Below are 20,467 nucleotides of genomic sequence, written 5' to 3' on the forward strand. Positions count from 1 at the left end.
CCCGTCCTTCGAGCCTGAAGTCAATCCCCCGTCTCACTCAGCGCCCGCCGCCGAGCCGCGGCTGGCCGCCTCGGCGAAACGCTTCCGTCCTCGAATTCGCCCCGCAGGTCCCGCGACGCCGGGCTACCCGTCATCAGGGACGACCGTGACGGCGGCTTAGGCCACAGCCGCCATCGTTGAGCGGCGGGAGTACCGCGCTCCACCAGGACTGGCCGGGTGGCTCGGCCTCGACAGCCTTTCTGCCCGATGCCAGGCGGGCTTGAAGGCGATGAGGTGATTTCGGGGTCGTGGTCCATCCTGCAGCGCGACGTCCCCGTGGCCGACCGCGCCGACCAGCGTCTTCAGGGCCGTCAGAGTGTGCCGCGAATGGGGAGAGGTCACCTCCAATCGCCGATGCGACCGTAGGAGCTGCCGACGATGGGCCTCGACCGGCGCCGCCCCGATGGAGCCGCCGCCGGGCTTGGGAGCGACGGTCGCGGCCGAGCCCGTGATGTGCGTCGCGAGGCCGTTGCGACCACCTGGGGACGGCGTGACCGGGGGTGTGGTGACCCGGTGCAAGTGTTGTGTGAGGGCGGGCGGAGGGGCTTGGGGAGGCATGGGCAACGGTGCTTGCCCGTGTGGGGTCAGGAGCTCCACATGGCGGTGTTCTGGCGTTCGGCGCCGAGGTGGATGTCGTGGGATTCGCCGATGACCTTGCTCATGCCGGAGACGGCGGTGGCCATGCGCTGGGCGGCGAGTTTCCATTCGCGGGACTTCTGTTCGTAGGCGTTGCGGGCGTCGCCGTCCCATTCGGCCAGGTGGGCGCGGACCTGGCTGTCGAGGGTGTCCAGGACGGCCTGGTAGCTCTTGAGGGCGCTGGTGAAGTTGGCCTGGGCGTTCTGCATGCCGCCGAAGTTGACGTAGGTGTAGTCGGTGCTCACCGGAGGTCCTCTCCTTGGGGGGTGCGGGCGGGTCGGGGGTCTTCAGCCGTTGACCAGGCCTTTGAGGGTGTTGACGCGGGCGGTCTTGTTCTGTTCGGCGGTCTGGTACTTGGCCTTGGTGTGGACGAGTTTGTCGTGGATGAGGTCCAGGTCTTTGAGGACCTTGGCGAACTCGGTCTCGAACAGGTTGTAGACCTGGGTGAACGCGGTCGAGGACTCGCCCTTCCAGGCGGCCTGCAGTTCGGCGTGGTGGGTGTTGAGCTGGTTCTTGATCTGGCCGATCTGGCCGTGGGCGTCCTGGACGTTGCCGGCCGCCTGCTGCATGTGCTGGCGGTTCACCGATGACCGGTTGCTCATCGCCGTTCTCCTTCGCCTCGGTGCTACGGGCGTCACGGGGCGGTGCTCGCGTGTACCGGTGGAAATCCCCATCTGTCCGATACGGCTACACGCCCCGTGACAACGAGCAAGATGAAGCGTAGAGACCGGTGATTCCGCCTGTCCATCAGGTATGTCACCTGTGGATAACTATGGTCGGCGGGACGCGTGGGGCTGATCAGGCAAAGGGGTCAAGAGTCTGATCGGTTCCATCGTTATTTGGCCGGAACCGGCCGTACTGCGGCCGACGATGTAAGGGTTGGCCCCTCTTTGAACAGTTGCAGTAGGTTCGCCGGAATTGGGATTGCTTCCTTCGTGCCGTAGCCGAGTTTCGCGATGTCGTCGGCCGTGGGGATCGGGTAGCGCAGGCCTTGGTCGGTGAGGAGGGAGAACGTCTGCAGTGGCTGGCCGGGGCCGGAGAGGGTGCCCGCGAACGTCCCGCCGCCGGGGAGGACGACCTGGTCGATGCCGGAGGCGGTCTGCCCGGATGGTGCGGGGATGCTGCCGCCGATGGTGAAGCGGGCGTCCGTGGAGAGCTTGGACGCCTTCCGGTAGACGGTGCACAGGGGCTGCTGCGGGTCGTACGCAACGATGTGGGGCGGCGTGTCCGGCAAGGCGTGGTCGTACAGGTTGGTCTGGGACGGCTTGGACGCGGCCTCTGCGGGCGTGATGTCGCGCGGCGGGCCCGCCGCCAGGGAGTCGAGCAGCAGCCGTGCCTGTGTGGCGGAGATGCTCGCGAGCCCGTCGGGCAGTTGGACGTACCACCGTTCGGGGGTGCCCGCTATGGCGGCGACGTGGAAGATCTGGCCGGCAGGCGCCGAGGTGTTGCCGGGGCCGGGGAACTCGTGTCCCTGCTGGGGGATGGAAGGGGCCGCATAGTCGGGCCCCTGCGGCAGGCCGTTCAGCCAGCGTTCGTCCACAGGGACGGGCTGCTCGGCGCTGAGGCCGCGGGCCGCCTTCGGGCTGATCCGCATCCGGCTGTTGCGCCAGATGAGCCAGTCCTGGGTGCCGCCCTTGACGACGACGCCCTGAGCATCGGTGAGGGGACGCCCTCCAATGTCGGGTCCGCCCACCAGGGACACTGTGGAGCGCCCCAAGGGCACTGGAGTGCGGGCGCATAGGGACCACGCGGTGTGGCTTGGTTTGCCCGGTGCGGGCAGGGATTCCGGTGCGCCCTGGATACCGGTGAGCGGGTCACGGGGGTACTTCGCCAGGGACTTGGACGAGACCGTCTTCCGCTGGATGTCGGACGTCGGCGTGGCCAGGCGGGCGGACGCGTAGTTGAGGAACGGGACGAGCTTGCGGTCCTGCCGGCTGTAGGCGTAGGTGGCGCCCGTCTCCTTCTCGATGATGAGGACGCCGGGGCGTTCGAGGTTGCGGGCGCCGCCCTTGAAGATGAGGCCGGTGATGCCGAAGCCTGCCGCGACCAGGACGGCCACCATGACGCCGCAGAGGGTCCCGACGCCGGTGCGGCGCAGCGGGGACTCGGCGGCGCTGGGGCGGCCCTGGAGGAGTGCGAGGGCCACGCGTTGGGTCATCAGGCGGTGCGCCTGGTAGAGGTCCTTGCGGGTCTGCATCAGCCGGCCAGCCCGCGCAGCCAGGAGTACAGGTCGAGCAGCCCCAACGCGAGTGGCAGCAGGCTGATGATGAGCAGGATGTCGACGATGTCACCCGCGCGCCCCCAGAAGGGCGACGGCTTGCGGACGGGGAGCCTGAGGGCCATGGCCGTCATGACGGCAACGGCGAGTAGGGCGGGGAGGACGACGGTCACCAGGGTCACGGCGGGGGTGGCGGTAACGGCCTGGTGCAGGGCGAGGATGGCGAGCCCAGCGAAGCCTGAGAGCAGCATCCAGAGGCGTTGCGAACGGCCGTGGAAGACACGCGCGCGCAGGAGGAGCACCAAGGAGAGGCAGAGGCTCATCGTCACGGGCAGCCATCCGTGCGTGGTCAGTAGGGAGAGCTGTGCGCCGAGCCCCGCCAGCCCTACGGCGGACACCAGCCCGGTGGCGAACCTGTCGGCTTCGCGCGTGCGGCGCAGGAGGGTCGGCCCGTCGAAGGTCTGGGCGCTGCGGAGTTCTTCGGCGTTCTCCGGGACGGGCGGCAGGGGCAGTCGTGCGAGGCGGAACGCCAAGGAGGGGATGAGGGCTGTGACGGCGAGGCACAGGGAGGCGTCGAGGGCGGCCATCCCGTACGGGGACAGCCCGAGGCCTTGGACGAGCGCGGCGGACACCAGTCCGAGCAGTGCGACGAACGCGATGCCCAGGAACGTCGGCAGGCCGTCATGGATGGCGAATGCGGAGACGACGGCGGCGAGGGTGACCGCCGCGAAGGCGGCCGCGAGATGGGGCGTCCCGAGGTGCAGGAGCGCCACGGGCCTGGCCGGTGCCAGGAGGCCGCCCAGGAACGCGTACGGGAGCGCGCTATAGCCGAGTACGGCTCCGGCCCCGGAGTCGCCCAGCGCGCGCGACAGGACGATCCCCGCCAGCAGGAGCACGGCGGCGGTACCGGCGGAGGCGGCTGCCAGCAGCCCCCAGGGAGGCCCCGCTAGGGCCACTCCCACGGCGCCGAGGCCGAGGGTGGCCGCACCCGCGAGGAGGCCGAAGCGCCGGGTGGTCTCGGGGCGCCAGCGGTCGGCGTGCTCGTTGACTCCGGTGGCGACGACGTCGGCCACGTCGTCGAACGCGACTTCGGGGAACTGCGACAGTTCAGGCCGGAAGTAGAGGATCTCCCCGTCTCGGACGCCGAGGGCGGACAGCGAGCGGGACTCGTCGAGGGGCGCCTCGTCCAGCCGCTGCAGCACCCAGCCGGAGTGCGCGAGCCCGGCGTCCGCCAAATTGTGCCCCGCGACCTGCAGCAACGTCGGAAGCATGTGGGAAAGGGGAATGTCTCCGGGCAGCGAGAGGTCCAGCCTGCGGTGCGGGGCGACGACGACCACGCGGCACAGGTCGGCGCCCGTCGAGGTATTCACGCGACCTCCGATCGTAGCGATGACCGCACATTCACTATCAGCCGCGACCGTTTTCCGCCACCCGGAGAATGGCTTTACATCGGGCGGCGGCGCGCGGCCGGGATCACTAGGATGACCGGAAATTGACTCCGGGTCATGGCGACGCGAAGGGACACGGCCGTGGGAATCGTGGTGGTGCGGCGGCCGGAAAGGCGGCCGCCTCCGCGGCTGCCCGAGGGCGAGATCGTGCTGGAGCCGCCCCCGGAGATCCCCGAGACGATCAGCCAGGGGTTCGCGAACGCGCTGATGTACCTGCCCATGGCGGCCAGCGGCGCCGCCATGGGGTTGATGTTCATGGGCGGTGCGGGCGGCGCCGGGGGCGGCAACCCGATCATGTGGGTGGCGTCCGGTCTGTTCGTCCTGTCGATGATCGGCATGGGCTTCGGGCACATGGGCCAGGGCGCGGGCGAGCGGAAGCAGCGGCTGAACGGAGCACGCCGCGACTACTACCGGTACCTGGACCAGATGCGCGCGCGCGTGCGGAAGGCCGCGACGCAGCAGCGGGAGGCTCTGGAGTGGAGCGGCCCCAGTCCGCGGACACTGTGGTCGCTGGCGATGAGCCACCGGCTGTGGGAGCGGCGGCCTTCGGACGAGGACTTCGGCCAGGTACGGATCGGCCGGGGCCGGCAGAGGCTCGCGCTGGAGCTCGTCACCCCGGAGACCAAGCCGATCGAGGACCTGGAGCCGATGTGCGCCGGCGCGCTGCGGCGGTTCGTGCGCGCCCATGCGACGGTCCCCGACCTGCCCGTGGCGGTCTCGTTGCCGGCGTTCGCGCGGATCACGGTGACGGGGGACCCGATCGCGGCGCGGGCCATGGCGCGGGCGCTGGTCGCGCAACTGGTCACCTTCCATACGCCGGACGATGTGCGCCTCACCGTCTGCGCATCGCCGGACCGTATGCGGCAGTGGCAGTGGGCCAAGTGGCTGCCGCACTGCCTGCACCCCACTGAGCACGACGCTGCGGGACCGGTACGCCTCACGGGGCACTCGTTGGCGGACCTGGAGGCTCTCCTCGAGGACGACCTGAAGGACCGTCCTCGCTTCTCTCCTGGGGTCGACTCCCAGGACCTTCCGTTCCACGTGGTGGTGGTGGACGACGGCATCGTCCCGGCCGACTCGCAGATAGGCGCGGACGGCATCAAGGGCGTGTGCGTCATCGACCTCAGCGGTTCCGTTGCGCCGACGTCGGACGCGACCATGCTGCGCCTGCACGTCACCGATGACGGCATGCGGATGCTGGAGCGCGACCACACCGGCAAGGACGTGTCCAGTCCGCTCGGTAAGGCGGACTGGTTCACGCCCGTGCAGGCGGAGGGTCTCGCCCTTCGCCTGGCGCCGCTGCGGGCCGGCGCGGCGGACGAGCCTGAGCAGAATGCCCTGGCCGGCAATCTCACGCTGACATCGTTGCTCGGCCTGAGCGGGCCGTACGCCATCGACCTTCGGTCCACATGGCAGCCGCGAGCGCAGCGCAACCGGCTGCGCGTGCCCATAGGCGTCGACTCCGACGGCCGTACGGTGGAGCTCGACATCAAGGAGTCCGCGCAGGGCGGCATGGGTCCGCACGGGTTGCTGATCGGTGCGACGGGTTCGGGCAAGTCCGAGCTGTTGCGGACGCTCGTCCTGGCCCTGGCGGTCACGCATTCGTCGGAGACGCTCAACTTCGTGCTGGTCGACTTCAAGGGCGGGGCGACGTTCCTGGGGCTGGAGCGCCTACAGCACGTGTCGGCGGTCATCACGAACCTGGAAGAGGAGCTGCCGCTCGTCGACCGCATGTACGACGCGCTGCAGGGAGAGATGATCCGGCGGCAGGAGCTGCTGCGCGCTGCAGGCAACTACGCCTCCCTGCGGGACTACGAGCGCGCGCGCGAGCAGGGCGCCCAGCTGGCTCCTCTGCCGACGCTGTTCGTGGTTCTGGACGAGTTCTCCGAACTGCTGGCCGCCAAGCCGGAGTTCGCGGAGCTCTTCGTGATGATCGGGCGTCTGGGGCGGTCGCTTGGTGTGCATCTGCTCCTCGCCTCGCAGCGGCTGGAGGAGGGCAAGCTGCGCGGGCTCGATTCGCATCTGTCGTACCGGATCGGCCTCCGCACGTTCTCCGCCATGGAGTCGCGGGTGGTCCTGGGCGTGCCGGACGCGTACGAGCTGCCGTCCCAGCCGGGCAACGGGTACCTCAAGGTCGACGTCAGCGACATGGTCCGGTTCAAGGCGGCGTACGTGTCGGGGCCGGTCGAGGAAGAGGAGCGGACGCGGACGGCCGCTGCCGGTACGGCGACGCCGCGGCAGATCATTCCCTACAGCACGGCCTACGTTCCGCCGCAGACTCCGCACCAGCCGGCGCTGGAGCAGCCCGATGCCGGGCAGGAGTCGGGCGAGACCCTCTTCAAGGCCGTCATCGACCAGCTCGCCGGGCAGGGTCCTGCAGCGCACCGCATCTGGCTGCCGCCACTGGACGTCCCCCCAACGGTCGACCAACTGCTTCCTCCGCTGACGCCTACGCGCGAGCAGGGGCTCACTGCAGCGGGTTGGGAGGGCCGTGGTCGTCTCGCCGCGGTGGTGGGGATCGTCGACCGGCCTTTCGACCAGCAGCGCGTGCCCTTGTGGGTGGACCTGTCGGCGGCGGCCGGGCACGTGGGGATCGCGGGCGCGCCACAAACGGGCAAGTCGACGATGCTGCGTTCGCTCATCACGTCGCTCTCATTGCTGCACACACCGGAGGAGGTGCAGTTCTACTGCCTGGACTTCGGTGGCGGCACGCTCGGCGGCCTTTCGGGGCTGCCGCATGTGGGCGGTGTGAGCAACCGGCTCAACGCCGACCGCGTCCGCAGGACGGTCGCCGAGGTGTCCACGCTCCTTGAGCGCCGTGAGCGCGACTTCGCCGAGCGGGGCATCGACACCATCGCGACGTACCGGCGTCTACGGGCGGCCGGTCAGATCCCCGGTGACGGGTTCGGAGACGTCTTCCTCGTAGTGGACGGGTGGATGACGCTACGCCAGGAGTACGAGCACCTGGAGGAGGTCATCACCGACATGGCGGCGCGCGGGCTCGGCTTCGGCGTGCACGTGGTGGCGACGGCCGGCAAGTGGTCGGAGTTCCGGATGGGGATCCGGGACGTGTTCGGCACGCGGCTGGAGCTGCGCCTGGGCGACTCCTACGAGTCGGAGATCGACCGGCGGCTGGCCGAGAACGTCCCCGAGGGGCGCCCCGGGCGCGGCCTCACCCGCGACCGCCTGCACTTCCTGGCCGCGCTGCCGCGGCTGGACGGGATCGGCTCCGCGGACGACCTCGGCGACGGCGTGGCGAAGATGGTGGAGGCCGTCGCGGGAGCGTGGCAGGGGCCCCAGGCGCCGCCCGTGCGGCTGCTGCCGGACCTGCTGCCGTCGTCGGCCCTGCGGGACGCTCTCGGGGACGCTGAGACGCCGAAATGGCGGGTCCCCGTCGGGATCGACGAGGACGCCCTGGCGCCGGTCCTGCTGGACTTCGCCGCCGACCCGCATTTCGTCGTCGTGGGCGACACCGAGTGCGGCAAGTCGAACTTGCTGCGCCTTATCACCGAGGGCATCGTGGCGGGGCACGGCCCGGACGAGGCGAGGCTGGTCTTCATCGACTACAGGCGCGCGCTCCTGGACACGGCCGACACCGACCACCGCGTCGGCTATGCCGCATCGGCGTCCGCCGCCACGGAGTTGGTGACGGACCTGGTCGAGGCGCTCAACGACCGGCTGCCGCCCGCCGACCTCACCCCGGAGCAGCTGCGTAAGAGGTCTTGGTGGAAGGGGTCCGATGTGTTCGTCGTCGTCGACGACTACGACCTCGTCGCCACTGCGAGCAATCCACTGCTACCACTGCTGGACCTGCTCCCGCAGGCACGTGACATCGGCCTCCACCTCGTCCTGTCCCGGACCATGGGCGGTATGGGCCGCGCCTTGTACGACCCTGTCATCCAGCAGTTGAAGGACTTGGCCGCACCGGCGCTCATCATGTCCGGCAGCAAGGAGGAGGGGGCGCTGTTCGGCGAGGTGCGTCCGACGCCGCTGCCGGTGGGGCGCGGCACCCTCACCGACAGGCGGAACGGCGCACGCCTGGTGCAGACCGCCCTATTGGACGACTGACAGGGCGGCTCGATCGGCGGAGCGGTTCGATCGGCGGGGCGGCTCAATGGTGGGCGCCGATGGTGCCGCCCTCGGTGCCGGTGACGATCGGCTCCTCGTCCTCTTCCCGGTCGCCTAGGACGACCCGTCCAGGACGCCACCCGCGACGCTTCCCCATGGGGACGACGATGCCGCACAGCGCCGCCAGTGCCGCCAGCCCAACGGCACCTGCCGCGACACCTGTGGCAACGTCGGTGGTATGGGCGTCCGGATGCGATGGTGCCGCCAGCTTCGCCGGGTGGAGTGCGGGCTGCGCGGTCGCCGCGCCAAGGGTGTCCTCCCCGGGCACTATCGCGGTGACGGCCTGCGTCGGGTTCACCATGCCGCGCCCTGTGCCGTCGCCTACATTGCCGTCGGCCGTCGACAGAACGCGCCTAACGACCTGGTCCTGATGCAGGGCAGGGTGGCTCGCTCGTACCAGCGCTACGACACCCGACACATAGGCGGCTGCGAAACTCGTCCCTTCCGCCTGAGGGTTGTAGCCGCCACCGGGCCACGGAATGGTGAGGTCCTTGCCGGGCGCGCCGACATCCACCCGGGACTGGAGACCGGACGACTCGATACGGTGGCCGTCCTCCCCCAGTGACGCGACGGAGATGACGCCCGGATAGCTCGCCGGGTAGGCGGGGCCGTCGTTGCCGTCGTCCTTGGTGGCATTGCCCGCTGCGGCGACGACGACCGCGTCGTGGTCCTGCGCGTAGCGGACGGCCTGTTCCAGGGCCGCGGACGGGGCGGCCGCGATGGACACGTTGATGACCTGAGCACCGGCGTCGGTCGCCTTACGGATGGCGCTGGGAAGCCGTTCGCCACCGTTATCGTCGCGGTCGGCGTTCTGCTGCTTGACGATGACGAGCCGGGCCGCGGGTGCGACGCCGGTGAGCGGGATCCCCTGGGCGGCCAGGTCGCGTCCGGCGATGAGCGCGGCTACGCCGGTGCCATGGCCGGCGCAGTCCTTCCTGCCCGTTCCGGTGAGGTCGGTGTAGTCGACGACGCGTCCGTCCAGCATCGTGTGGCCGGTGTCCACACCGCTGTCGACGACGGCCACCTTCACTCCCTGTCCGCGGGTCAGGCCCCACACGCGTTGGAAGGCAAGCCGCTTCTGAGCCCAGGGTTCCTTGATCGCACCGCGGTAGCCGCGCGGCAGGTCGCATGTGACCGGCGCCTGCGACACCGGTGGCGGCGCGCTAGTGGACGGCGTAGGGGAGGTCTTAGCGGAAGGCTTGGCGGACGGCTTCGACGTGGGTTTCGTCGAGGGCTTCTTCGTCGGCGAGGACTTCGGGGTGGGTTCCGTCATCGGGCCTGCGGCCGCGGTGGCCGGTACGGCGGCGGACGCCGGTAAGGCCGGGCATGAGGACGCCAGTAAGACGCCCGCCGCTACGAGTCCGATCGCGCGCATCGCCTTCTCCCCCGGGGGCATGGGTGGCTCGGCGAACGACTGTAGAGGAATCCTTACGCCGTTGGCATCGCGCGTGTTGGGAAGCTGTCAGGAAACGTGGCGGCGGTGCTCCTGCCATAGCCGGACGGTCATCAGGACCGCCGCGATGGCCGCACCAAGGAGGAAGCCCACAAGGAAGCCGGTGCGCGAGTCCGCCGGTGCGAAGGCGAGCCACCCGGCGCAGGCGACGACGACGAAGGCCGCGTAGCAGGAGGCGAACGTGTAGAAGCGCCTGCTCCAGAAGAACCGCTTGGCCGGGATCTCGGGCGGTGCCTGCAGTTCGGCGTCCGGCCCTAGGCTCGCGGCCTTGGGGCGCTTGAAGTACTCGAACTGCATCCAGTTGCCGCACGGCTCCCAGCCGTCCGGTGCGAGGCGTTGCTCGACGGCCTTGCGCCGGCCGGGCAGGACGGTCTCGCGGCGGTACTCCCAGCGCTGCGGGTGCTCGCCGTCGCGGCGGCAGACGAACCGGCCGACCGAGTCGACCCGCTCGACCTCCCAGCCCTCGTCGCCGAACCGGTTCAGCATCGCCCTGTCCTGGAAGGCGTCGGCGGTCCAGCGCCACGTCTGCGCGGACGCGTCCGGTTCGGGGCCGTCGTCCTCTGGCGGAGCCAACCGCGCGGCGAACTCCTCTACGGGACCGAACTCCTCTTCTGGTTTCGTCCCCGACTCGGCTATGTACGCGGCAAGGTCGTCGACCGTGCCCGACACCTCGTCCGAGGGGACACCGCTGTCGCGCAGACGTTCCGCGAGGTCCTCGAAGTAGGGGGTCGTCATCGGATCCCTCCTTGCGCGAGCACGTCTCGTACTGCCGCATCGAACGTCAGCCAGAGAGCCCCCTGCTCGGCCAGCGTCGCGCGCCCCTCGTCCGTCAGGTTGTAGTAGCGGCGCCCCGGACCCCGTTCGGCGACCCGGTACTCGGCGGCGACGAGGCCGGCCTCTTCCAGGCGGTTGAGCACCGGGTAGAGGGTGCCGCCCTTGATCTGCCCCAGGCCCGCTTTGGCGAGCACCTTGGCGATCTCGTATCCGTAGCTCTCGCCGTTCGTGAGGCTGGCGAGCACCAGCAGATCGAGGACGCCCTTGAGCCAACTAGCGCGTCGGTCGGCGACCATGGCGGCCATCCTCACAGCCGTAGGGACGGGGGCACAAACTAGCTCCCGGCAGGGACGACATCGGTCTCACGCGCCTTCGCGGTGATCCAGGGGACGACCACCATGCTGAGCACGTCGATGAAGATGTGCAGGCACACGGGCACGAGAAGGCTGCCGCTCGACAGGTAGAGGTAGGTCAGCGAGCAACCGACCGCGGCGACGAGGACCATGCCGGCCCATCCCTGGTACACGTGCCCGACGGTGAAGAGGGCCAATGCCACTGCGGCCGCCGTTGTCACGCTCAGGCCGAGGACGTCGACGCCCAAGGCGATGAGGAAGCCCCGGTACACGAGTTCCTCGGAGACGCCCGCGGTGACGGCCATGGCGAGCGCGTACCAGCGCTCGGTGGACGTCCTAGGGAGCATCTCCTTGATCTGGCTGTTCTCCGATGGGCTCCTGCCGGCACGCGCGCTCCGGTGGAAGAGCCACGCAAGCAGCGGCATGGCCACGACCATCGCGCCCACGGCACCGATGGCGAAGGACGGCTCCCGCGGCGCACGGACCCCGATGTCCGACAAGTGGACGCCGGGCGAGACGAGCAGCATCAGCACGGCCAGGGCGGCGGCCCACCACGAACCTGAGATCCACTGGCGGAACATGCCGATCAGCGCGTTCGGGTCCTGGTCGCGCCGCCGCCGCATGCGGTCGTAGGACCGCTTGCCCCACACGCCTTCGGCCAGCACGTAACCGATCAGCGGCACCGCCAGGCCCAGCCCCAGGGGTGAGAAGTCGGGCGAGATCTGCACCTGACCACCTTCTTCTCGTCCATCGTGACGACCTAGACGGTAGAGCAAGCTAGCTAGGCATACAACCTAGATAGCTTCGGGCAGCCCAAGCCGGAACATTCGCCGCTAAACGGAACGATCACTCGGAATAGCCGGATGGATCTTGCGGTTGCAACTAACGTGCGAACCCCGGCCGACGGGGTAGCACGCACGTCACGTCCACGACGACCCCCTGGAGGCGAGCCATGCCCAGCAGCATCCTTCGGCCCCGCATCGACCACGGCCGCAAACACGTGAAGTCCACCTCGCTGCGCGCCCTCGCGGTCGCCGCACGCCTGGAACGACACCACGCCCCGGAGGGCCCACCGGGCCGCTCCTCCGGCCGGGACGAGCAGCCGCAGCCCGAGCGGCGGGCGCCGGACCCGGCCTGACCCCAGCGCGCGCGGCCACATCCGGCCGCCGTACCCGAAGCCCTCGCGCATCCGCGCGAGGGCTTCGGCATGCCGGGAGGAGGTGCTAGATCAACCGTTTCCCGAAGCGCATACCATCGTTGGCCATAGTCTTGCGGGACGAATCGGAAGCAACGGGGAGCGAGTGGTGTGACGGACAGGACGATGCCGGACGCCCATCCGCTGCGGTCGGGCGACCCGACCGAGCTGGGCGGATACGAGATCCTGGGCCGCCTGGGCGAGGGCGGGCAGGGCGCGGTCTTCCTGGGCCGGCCGGCCGGCGCGGACGCGGCGGTCCGCTCCTCCGACCACGTCGCGATCAAGCTTCTGCACGGCGGGCTCGCCGGGGACGAGGCCGCACGAGCACGGTTCGTGCGGGAGCTGGAGGTCGCCAAGCGCGTGGCCCGGTTCTGCACCGCGCAGGTCCTCGACGCCGACCTCGCGGGTGACCAGCCGTACATCGTCAGCGAGTACGTCCCCGGACTGTCCCTGCACCGCGTTGTGCGCGAGGAGGGTCCCCGTACCGGCGGCGCGCTCGAGCGCCTCGCCATCAGCACGCTGACGGCGCTCACCGCGATCCACCAGGCCGGGATCGTGCATCGCGACTTCAAGCCCCACAACGTGATGATGGGACCGGACGGCCCCCGCGTCATCGACTTCGGGGTGGCGCGCGCGCTGGGCGCGGCGGGTGAGACCCAGAACGTCGGTACACCCGCCTACATGGCGCCCGAGCACTTCACCGGCGGCCAGGTGGGACCGGCCTCGGACATGTTCGCCTGGGGCACCACCATGGTGTTCGCCGCCACCGGACGGCCCGCGTTCGGCAATGACGAGATGGCGACCGTCATGCACCGGATCATCACCGGCGAACCGGACATCGGCGACCTGTCCGGGCCGATGCGCGATCTGGTGCTGGCGTGCCTGGCCAAGGAGCCTTCGCAGCGCCCCACCGCCCGGGAGGCGCAGGAACGTCTCGTAGGAGCGGCCAGTGGCACCTCCCAAGTGGCCGCTGTAGTGCCGCCCTTGCCCGCGTTCCCAGGGCTCCCCGTGGACAACGCGGCGCCGGGCCATCCGGGGTCGACGGACCCGAACGCTCCGCCCTCGGTGATGGCGGGGGCGTTCCTGCCGCCCGACCATGTCACCGACCCGACCGGACCGCGGAACAGGACGGCGCCGCAGCCGCCCCCGTACGGCGAGATGACGCCGCAGCCGGCCGAGGCCCACTACGCGCCCTTGCCGGCTCCCCCGAGCCCCCCAGGGCCGCCCTACGCGCAGCCGGCGGGCGGCGGGAAGCACGGACGGCGTCTCGTGCCGATCGCGGCAGCGGTCGCGGTGGCCGCGGTCCTCGTGGGCGGCGGCGCGGTATGGGCCGCGACGAAGTCGGGCGGCGGCGGGCATGACAACCAGGGCGTGGCGGCCTCCGACCGGAGCCCGGGCGCGGACGACGGCTCGTCCGGCGCGGGCGGTACCGCCGGATCGGCGAACGGCCCGGCCAAGCCGAAGCAGCCCGGCAAGGGCAAGCAGCAGGGGCAGGGGCAAGGGCAGGACCCGGCCGCCCCCAACAAGAAGCAGGGCGGCAAGCAGCAGCAGCCGGGCGGTTCGACCCCCACCCAGGGCACCGGTGGCGGTGGCGGCGCGTCCACGCCCGTCCACGAGCCGCCCAACAAGTACACGCCACAGCAGGCGTGCGGCAGCGGCTACAACGTGCAGCGTTCCGTGGCCGGCTCTGGGGGCACCGCCTACCTGCTGTACAGCAGCAGCACTCAGAAGAACTGCGCCGTCACGATGAAGACCAAGAACGTGGGCAAGGCCTCCGCCGTATCGGTGTGGCTACAGGCCCAGGGCGGCAGCCGTATCGGCGACAGCGGCTCGTACGCGTGGTACGCGGGACCGGTGTACGTGAAGGCGCCCGGCGTGTGCGTCCGCTTCGGCGGCAACGGCGCCACCGCCCCCTACGGCAACTGCGGCTGACCCGCCGTCCGCGCACGACGGACAGGGCGGGCGACGACGGATAGGGCGCGCAGGGCGAGCTCCTAAGGCAGAAGAAAAGGCCACCCTCGCGCCTGGGTGGCCTCTGCCGTGTTCGCTTCTCGCATTGGCGGACGGGTCGACGTTCGATGCACCGTAGCCGACCCGTCGCGGTTCGACATGCCGCACGGTCCCCTGAGGCCCGGACGGCGTTGTTGGCGGTTTTCCAGGAGTGTCAGTTGCGGGAGGCGATGAGGTGGTCGAAGTCGCCGTCCTTGGCACCGAGGATGAGAGCCTCGATCTCCGGGCGGGTGTAGATGAGGGCCGGGCCCTCGGGGTGGCGGGAGTTGCGCATCGCGACCTGCCCACCGGGCAGCTCGGCGATCTCTACACAGTTCCCCTGGGAGTTGCTTCGCCGGGACTTCAGCCACCGCGCTCCGTGGAGCTTGGTCGCGGGCATCCCGTTGTCGTAGTCGGTCTGGAGCATCATGTCTCTCTGAGAAAATCACCAAGAAGCTCGACGGTGCGCTCCGGGGTCGCACTGTCGACGCACAGGCGTTCCATCGCCTGCAAATAGGTGTCGACGTCGTCGCGCTTGTCCAGGTACATGGCGCCGGTGAGGTTCTCGACGTAAACCACGTCCGGCAGGTCCTGCTCGGGAAAGCGCAGGATCGTGAACGCCCCTCCTTCGGCGGCGTGGCCGCCGAACCTGAACGGCATGATCTGGATGGTGACGTTGGGCAGCTTCGACATCTCGATGAGGTGCTCGAACTGGCCCCGCATCACCTCCGGCCCCCCGATGGGGCGCCGCAGCGCCCCCTCGTCGATGACCGCCCACAGACGCGGGGCGTCCGGGCCGGTGAGCCGTTCCTGCCGTTGCAGGCGCAGTTCCACGCGCTGGTCGATCTCGTGTTCGGCGGCTCCGGCGTTGCCCAGGCGTATGACCGCACGCGCATACCCCTCCGACTGCAGCAGTCCCGGGACGAACTGCAGCTCATACGTGCGGATCAACGCCGCCGACTCCTCCAGGCCCACATAGGTCTGGAACCAGCCGGGCAGGACGTCGTTGTACCGGTGCCACCACCCGGGGGTGTTGGCCTCCCGCGCCAGCTGTATCAGCGCCTCGCGCTCGGCCTTGTCGCCGACGCCGTACAGCGTGAGCAGGTCGTCCACGTCGCGTTCTTTGAAGCTGACGCGCCCGAGCTCCAGGCGGCTGATCTTCGACTCCGACGCGCGGATGACGTAGCCGGCGTCCTGACGGGTCACGCCCTTCTGCTCGCGCAGACGGCGCAGCTGGGACCCGAGCAGGATCCGACGAACCGTCGACCCGCTTCCCGGCGTCTCTGGAGTCACGCCCAACCTCCCGGCTATTCGGCGGACAGCGAACCTAGTGTGCCACTGGCCTCCGTGTCCTGCGGTTACCTCCGATCACTCGCGTGCAACCCGGTCGCCCCACACCCTCACAACCCGGATGCACGTGCATTGGGCCTTGCATTCGCACGCTACGATGCGCAGGATAACGCACGAGACTTCCGAGCCACGGCTGCACAACGAGATCACTCTGCGGGGTCCGGGGAATGACGTCACGCCAGGCGCACGACGACACGCGGTGGGAACTCGGCCCCCTCGCGGGGCCGGCGGTCCCACGGGACCATGCCGTGCACTCGACGCCCATACCCGAGTCATGCGATCTCCCTCCGCGCCTGGACGCGGCCGTGACCGCGCTGACGGAGCTCGCCGGGGCGACGGTCTCCTTCACCGTCCGTCCCGATCCCGAGTCGGTCACCGAGGCCCGGCACTTCGCGCTCTCCCGGCTGTCCGACTGGGAGCTGCCGGAGCTGGCCGACGACGTGGGCCTGGTGGTCTCCGAACTCGTCACCAACGCGCTGCGGCACAGCGGCAGGGCGGCCTGCGGACGGCCGGGCGACGACGTGCACCGCGAGGGCGTGTACGACGACCCGGCCGACCCGCTGGGCTCGGCACCGTCCGCTATACGGCTGCGGCTCGTGCACCAGAAGCCCTGGCTGCTGTGCGGAATCATGGACGCGAGCCCCACCGCGCCCCGCCGCAAGGAGCCCGACTACATAGCCGAGACGGGCCGCGGCCTGCATCTGGTCGAATCCTTCAGCGTCCGGTGGGGGTGGCGGACCCTCTCCCACGGGAAGGTCGTATGGGCGCTGTTCCGGTCGCCCTGAGGGATTGCGCCCTGAGGGATAACGCGCCGCCTCACTGGGTATAGGGGACTGTCCCCCCGACGAGCGGCAGAGAGGGAGCACCGGTGGACTTCGCCGTCGAGCACCGCGTCGAAAAAGGCCTCACCGTGGTGAAGATCAGTGGGGAGATCGACGTCTTCACCAGCCCCCGACTGCGCGAGGAACTGCTCGGCATCATCGACAGCGGCGGCCTGCACCTGGTGATCGACCTGGGCGAGGTCACCTTCCTCGACTCCACCGGCCTCGGCGTGCTGGTCGGCATCTACCACCGGCTCCGCGCGCGCGACGGCTCCATGTCGTTCATGGGGGTGAACGACCGGGTCCGGCGCGTCTTCCACGTCACCCAGCTCACCAAGATCTTCGTGCTGCACCGGTCGCTGGAGGACGCCATCGCGGCTCACGAGGCCGCCGCTCCCTGACCGCCGCCGCCCGGCCGCCGGGCTTCGTCACTCCCGGCCGCCGCGCTTGGTCGTCTCGCGGCCGCCGCGCGTCATCGGTCCCGGCCGCCGCGCGTCATCGGTCCCGGCCGCCCGCCCGGCTCCGGAGCCTCTCGACCGCCACTTCTCCGGCCGACTTGTCGGCCTTTCTGCTGATATCCAGGGCGGTCCGTCGCGGAGTTATCCACAGTTCGGCGCGAAGGCGCCGTGCCCGGTCGCAACCGGTACGGTGAGTCAGAGATCAAGCCCGCCGCCTGGGCACGGCCCACCGACGCGCGCGGTGCTGTCCGCCAGCCGATCATCGAACGGACGGGAGCGCTCCGTGGCAGAACAGCCGCTGCATGAGCACACGCTCGGCAATGGCCTGCGCGTGGTGGTCTGCGAAGACCATGTCGTACCGCTGGCCGCCGTGAACATCTGGTACGGCGTCGGCTCGCGGCACGAGCGGGCCGGACGGACCGGCCTCGCCCACCTCTTCGAGCACCTGATGTTCCAGGGCTCCGCCAACGTCGCCGAAGGCGAGCACGCCGCGCTGCTGGAGAGCGCCGGCGCCGCGTTCAACGCCAGCACCTCCTTCGAACGCACCAACTACTACGAGACGGTCCCCATCAGCCACCTGGAACTCGCCCTGTGGCTGGAGGCCGACCGGATGGGCACGCTGCCCGCCGCGCTCACCCAGGCCAACCTCGACAACCAGCGCGACGTGGTGAAGAACGAGCGCCGCCAGCGCTACGACAACCAGCCCTACGGCACCGCGTTCGAGCGGCTGTGCGCCCTCACCTTCCCCGAAGGCCACCCCTACGCGCACACCCCGATCGGGTCCATGGAGGACCTGGACGCGACCACCCTCGAAGACTGCGCCGACTTCTTCGGGACCTGGTACGCGCCGGGCAACGCGGTCCTGTCCGTCGTCGGGGACGTCGACGCGGAGAAGACCATCGCGGCGGTCGAGCGGTACTTCGGCGGCATCCCCGCGGGCCCGCAGAAGCCGCCGCCCCGGCCCGGCGAGCTCGGGCCCCTCTCCGGGGTGCGCGACGAGACACTCGACGAGGACGTCCCGTCCCCCGCGTACTTCGCGATGTTCACGCTGCCCGCCGACGGCGGCGACGACATCGAGGCGGCCGAGCTCGCGGTGGAGATCCTCGGCGGCGGCTCCGGGTCGCGGCTCTACGACCGGATGGTCCGCCGCGACCAGATCGCCACGGAGGTCTGGGCCGGCGTGACCCGGCTCGCCACCGGGCAGTCGCTGGCCATCGTGGACGCGATCGGGCCGGAACCGGACAAGATCGCCGCCGTGCTGGACGAGGAGCTCGCCCGGTTCGCCGCCGACGGCCCCGACGCCGACGAGACCGCCCGCGCCACCGCGCAGGCCGAGCGGGGCTTCCTGGAGCAGACCGAGACGGTCACCGGGCTCGCCAACGCGCTGTCCCAGAACGCCACCCAGTTCGACGACCCCGCCCGGGTCTTCACCGCCCCCGGGCGGGCCGCGGCCGTCACCGCGGACGCGATCAAGGAGATGGCGGGCCGCTGGCTCGCCCCGGGCGGCCGCACCGCCCTGACCTACGGAGGTACGCCGTCGTGACCGGTCCCAGCCCCGACCTGCCTCCCGGTACCGCGGGCCTCGCGCTCCAGCCCCGCCCGGTGCCCGGACCGGTCCCGCCGTGGGCGTTCCCGGCCGGCACCGCGGGGCGGGTCCCCGCCGGGCCCGCCACCCTGCGCGTCGACCTGCCCGGCCGGAGCCTCGCCGCGGTCAGGCTCGTGCTGCACTCCGGCGCCGGCCGCGAGCCCGACGGCCTGGACGGCGTCGCCACGCTCACCGCGCACGCGCTCCTGGAGGGCACCGAGCCCGGCGGCGGCACCGCGCTGACCGCCGCGTTCGAGCGGCTCGGCGCCAGCCTCTACGCCTCGGCCGACCTGACCGCGCTGCGGATCGCGCTGGACGTCCCCGTGACCCGGCTCGCCCCGGCCCTGCAGCTGTTCTCCTCCGTGGTGCGCCGCCCCGCGCTGGACGACGCGGACGTGCGCCGCCTCGTCCGCGAACGGCTGGAGGAGATCGCGCAGGAGGACGCCGACCCCGGCTCCCGCGCGATGCGGGAACTGCGCGCGGTGATGTTCCCCGCCGAGGCCCGCGCGTCCCGCCCGACCGGCGGCACCCGCGGCTCGGTCGGCGCGCTCCAGGGCTCCCACATCCGCGACTTCTACGGCTCGGTGGTGCCCGCCGAGGCCACCGCCGTCGTCGCGGGCGACCTGACGGGCACCGACGCCGACACGGCCCTCACCGCGGCTCTGGAGGGCTGGGCCGGCACCGGCGGGCCGCTCCCGACCGCCGATCGGATCATGCCCGAGTCCGCCGCCCGGATCGTCGTGGTGGACCGTCCCGGTTCCGTGCAGACCTACCTCGCCCTCGGGCACGGCGTGCCCGACCGCTCCCACCACGACTGGCCGTCCCTGGTGGTCGCCTCCCACGTGCTGGGCGGCGGCCTGACGTCCCGGCTCAACGCGGTGCTGCGGGAGGAGAAGGGCTACACCTACGGTGTGCGCGCGGGACTGCTGCGCATGCGGCACTGCGGCCTGTTCATCGCCCAGGGCGCCGTCCACACCGAGGTGACGGCCGACGCGGTCGCGGACGCGCTCACCGAGCTGCGCAGCATCATCTCCCGGGGGATCGACGCCGAGGAGCACGGGTCGTCCGTCCGCGCCCTGGCCGACCGGGCGCCCGCCGAGTACGAGACGGCCCGCGCCGTCGCCGCCGAACTCGCCGACGCGTCCGCCAGCGGGCTCGGGGCCGACTACCCCAGCAACTACCTCGCGGCCGTGCGCGCGTCCACCCCGGACGGTGTCGCCCGCACCTACAACAAGCACATCGACCCCGAGGCGCTCACCATCATCGCCGTGGGCGACGCCGCACAGATCCGCGAACCACTGGAGAAGCTCGGCTACGCACCCGTCACCGTCACCTCAAAGGAGGAATGACCCCTACCCGGCGACCCGGCCTCGCGCCGCCGCCCCAGGGCCGCGAACCGACAACACGAACCAGCACCACAGCCGACGGAGTGAGCTGACAGCCCGAACCGCCAACCCGAACCGCCGGCCCAGACCGAGGCCACGAGCCGACGGCCCAGACCGAACGGGCCGCTCGGCCCGGGGGAAGGGATCGGCGGGCGGCGCGGCCCGCGGGAAGGGATTGGCGGGCGGCGCGGCCCGGCGGCACGGACCAGCGGCACGGACCAGCGGCACGAACCAGCGGCACGAACCGGCACGGCTCACCGACGGCCTGACCTGGCGGCACGAGCCGGCAGGGCGAACCGGCGGGCGGGTCGGCGGCGGCACGACCGGCGGGGGGGCGAGCCGGCGAGGCGGCCCGGCCGAGGTGAACCCGCGGGGCGGGGGGGCGAGCCGGGCGAGGTGAACCGGCAGGACGGGGCGGCGGCGTGAACCGGCGGCAATGATCGGAGGTCCGGGCCAGCAGGCGGGGGCGGGCCGGCGTAGCGGGTCGGCGGTCTGAACCGGCGGCGCTGATCGGCGGGTGGGGCGGGTCGGTGGGGCGGACTCGGTGGGATGAGGCGGTGGGGTGGGCGAACCGATGGCATGGTGGAGTTCGTCTGACATTCGCGGGGGAACGTCCCGCGCGTCGGGAGAAGGGA

The 20,467-nt window shown here is 70.9% G+C and carries 17 protein-coding genes; 7 read left to right on the plus strand and 10 right to left on the minus strand.

All coding sequences use genetic code 11. The annotated features are described in order from the left end of the window. Positions 1 to 623: 623 nt before the first annotated feature. The 4 genes from F9B16_RS14675 to eccD form a co-directional block, all read right to left on the minus strand. Positions 624 to 920 carry a WXG100 family type VII secretion target gene (locus tag F9B16_RS14675; RefSeq protein ID WP_151540609.1) on the minus strand — a complete coding sequence of 99 codons (297 nt, stop codon included), beginning with the start codon at positions 918 to 920 and terminating at the stop codon, positions 624 to 626. 42 nt (positions 921 to 962) lie between these two features. Further along, positions 963 to 1,277, minus strand: a complete 315-nt coding sequence (locus F9B16_RS14680; protein WP_192808790.1) for a WXG100 family type VII secretion target — start codon at positions 1,275 to 1,277, stop codon at positions 963 to 965. Between the two features lie 233 nt (positions 1,278 to 1,510). Then, the gene (gene eccB / locus F9B16_RS14685; protein ID WP_151540611.1) at positions 1,511 to 2,872 is read right to left on the minus strand and encodes a type VII secretion protein EccB; all 1,362 of its coding nucleotides are present in this window, start codon (positions 2,870 to 2,872) and stop codon (positions 1,511 to 1,513) included. Continuing rightward, positions 2,872 to 4,263 carry a type VII secretion integral membrane protein EccD gene (eccD, locus tag F9B16_RS14690; RefSeq protein WP_151540612.1) on the minus strand — a complete coding sequence of 464 codons (1,392 nt, stop codon included), beginning with the start codon at positions 4,261 to 4,263 and terminating at the stop codon, positions 2,872 to 2,874. The genes eccB and eccD overlap by 1 nt, the downstream gene beginning before the upstream one ends. 135 nt (positions 4,264 to 4,398) lie before the next feature. On the opposite strand from eccD, the gene eccCa reads away from it, so the two are divergent. Then, entirely contained in the window at positions 4,399 to 8,409 is a 4,011-nt protein-coding gene (gene eccCa, locus F9B16_RS14695) for a type VII secretion protein EccCa (protein WP_225991628.1), read from the plus strand. 43 nt (positions 8,410 to 8,452) lie between these two features. On the opposite strand, the gene F9B16_RS14700 is transcribed toward eccCa, so the two are convergent. From F9B16_RS14700 to F9B16_RS14715, 4 genes are all read right to left on the minus strand, one after another. Then, positions 8,453 to 9,865 (minus strand): S8 family serine peptidase, encoded by a 1,413-nt coding sequence (locus tag F9B16_RS14700; RefSeq protein WP_151540613.1) that lies wholly within the window; start codon positions 9,863 to 9,865, stop codon positions 8,453 to 8,455. 66 nt (positions 9,866 to 9,931) lie between these two features. Next, entirely contained in the window at positions 9,932 to 10,657 is a 726-nt protein-coding gene (locus F9B16_RS14705) for a hypothetical protein (RefSeq protein WP_151540614.1), read from the minus strand. After that, complete coding sequence (locus F9B16_RS14710; protein WP_151540629.1) at positions 10,654 to 10,992, minus strand: PadR family transcriptional regulator; 339 nt, start codon at positions 10,990 to 10,992, stop codon at positions 10,654 to 10,656. Before F9B16_RS14710 ends, F9B16_RS14705 begins: the two co-directional genes overlap by 4 nt. Positions 10,993 to 11,030: 38 nt before the next feature. Beyond that, positions 11,031 to 11,777, minus strand: a complete 747-nt coding sequence (locus F9B16_RS14715; protein WP_151540615.1) for a CPBP family intramembrane glutamic endopeptidase — start codon at positions 11,775 to 11,777, stop codon at positions 11,031 to 11,033. 224 nt (positions 11,778 to 12,001) lie between these two features. Here F9B16_RS14715 and F9B16_RS14720 point away from each other — a divergent pair, with 224 nt between their 5' ends. Together F9B16_RS14720 and F9B16_RS14725 are read left to right on the plus strand one after the other, a co-directional pair. Further along, the gene (locus F9B16_RS14720; RefSeq protein ID WP_151540616.1) at positions 12,002 to 12,187 is read left to right on the plus strand and encodes a hypothetical protein; all 186 of its coding nucleotides are present in this window, start codon (positions 12,002 to 12,004) and stop codon (positions 12,185 to 12,187) included. Positions 12,188 to 12,355: 168 nt separating this feature from the next. Then, positions 12,356 to 14,176 (plus strand): serine/threonine protein kinase, encoded by a 1,821-nt coding sequence (locus F9B16_RS14725; protein WP_225991630.1) that lies wholly within the window; start codon positions 12,356 to 12,358, stop codon positions 14,174 to 14,176. Positions 14,177 to 14,408: 232 nt separating this feature from the next. Here the strand turns inward: F9B16_RS14725 and F9B16_RS14730 are convergent, their stop codons facing one another. Together F9B16_RS14730 and F9B16_RS14735 are read right to left on the minus strand one after the other, a co-directional pair. Next, positions 14,409 to 14,663, minus strand: coding sequence for a DUF397 domain-containing protein (locus F9B16_RS14730; protein WP_372442232.1), 255 nt, complete (start codon positions 14,661 to 14,663; stop codon positions 14,409 to 14,411). Beyond that, complete coding sequence (locus F9B16_RS14735; protein WP_151540632.1) at positions 14,660 to 15,481, minus strand: helix-turn-helix domain-containing protein; 822 nt, start codon at positions 15,479 to 15,481, stop codon at positions 14,660 to 14,662. Before F9B16_RS14735 ends, F9B16_RS14730 begins: the two co-directional genes overlap by 4 nt. A 407-nt stretch (positions 15,482 to 15,888) precedes the next feature. Here F9B16_RS14735 and F9B16_RS14740 point away from each other — a divergent pair, with 407 nt between their 5' ends. The 4 genes from F9B16_RS14740 to F9B16_RS14755 all read left to right on the plus strand — a co-directional run bounded on the left by F9B16_RS14740 (position 15,889) and on the right by F9B16_RS14755 (position 19,796). Further along, positions 15,889 to 16,368: an ATP-binding protein gene (locus tag F9B16_RS14740; protein ID WP_225991631.1), complete on the plus strand. Its 480-nt coding sequence runs from the start codon at positions 15,889 to 15,891 to the stop codon at positions 16,366 to 16,368. Between the two features lie 83 nt (positions 16,369 to 16,451). Then, positions 16,452 to 16,805 carry an STAS domain-containing protein gene (locus tag F9B16_RS14745; protein WP_151540618.1) on the plus strand — a complete coding sequence of 118 codons (354 nt, stop codon included), beginning with the start codon at positions 16,452 to 16,454 and terminating at the stop codon, positions 16,803 to 16,805. A 340-nt stretch (positions 16,806 to 17,145) separates the two neighbouring features. Beyond that, positions 17,146 to 18,405: a M16 family metallopeptidase gene (locus F9B16_RS14750; protein ID WP_151540619.1), complete on the plus strand. Its 1,260-nt coding sequence runs from the start codon at positions 17,146 to 17,148 to the stop codon at positions 18,403 to 18,405. Beyond that, positions 18,402 to 19,796 carry a M16 family metallopeptidase gene (locus F9B16_RS14755; protein WP_225991632.1) on the plus strand — a complete coding sequence of 465 codons (1,395 nt, stop codon included), beginning with the start codon at positions 18,402 to 18,404 and terminating at the stop codon, positions 19,794 to 19,796. Before F9B16_RS14750 ends, F9B16_RS14755 begins: the two co-directional genes overlap by 4 nt. Positions 19,797 to 20,467 lie beyond the last annotated feature (671 nt).

Source organism: Actinomadura montaniterrae (genome assembly GCF_008923365.1).
Lineage (GTDB): Bacteria > Actinomycetota > Actinomycetes > Streptosporangiales > Streptosporangiaceae > Spirillospora > Spirillospora montaniterrae.

Coding starts and splice junctions, on each gene's coding strand:
- F9B16_RS14680 (WP_192808790.1), bottom strand. CDS start 1,277: ATGAGCAACCGGTCATCGGTGAACCGCCAGCACATGCAGCAGGCGGCC.
- eccB (WP_151540611.1), bottom strand. CDS start 2,872: ATGCAGACCCGCAAGGACCTCTACCAGGCGCACCGCCTGATGACCCAA.
- eccCa (WP_225991628.1), top strand. CDS start 4,399: ATGGCGACGCGAAGGGACACGGCCGTGGGAATCGTGGTGGTGCGGCGG.
- F9B16_RS14700 (WP_151540613.1), bottom strand. CDS start 9,865: ATGCCCCCGGGGGAGAAGGCGATGCGCGCGATCGGACTCGTAGCGGCG.
- F9B16_RS14705 (WP_151540614.1), bottom strand. CDS start 10,657: ATGACGACCCCCTACTTCGAGGACCTCGCGGAACGTCTGCGCGACAGC.
- F9B16_RS14710 (WP_151540629.1), bottom strand. CDS start 10,992: ATGGTCGCCGACCGACGCGCTAGTTGGCTCAAGGGCGTCCTCGATCTG.
- F9B16_RS14720 (WP_151540616.1), top strand. CDS start 12,002: ATGCCCAGCAGCATCCTTCGGCCCCGCATCGACCACGGCCGCAAACAC.
- F9B16_RS14730 (WP_372442232.1), bottom strand. CDS start 14,663: ATGATGCTCCAGACCGACTACGACAACGGGATGCCCGCGACCAAGCTC.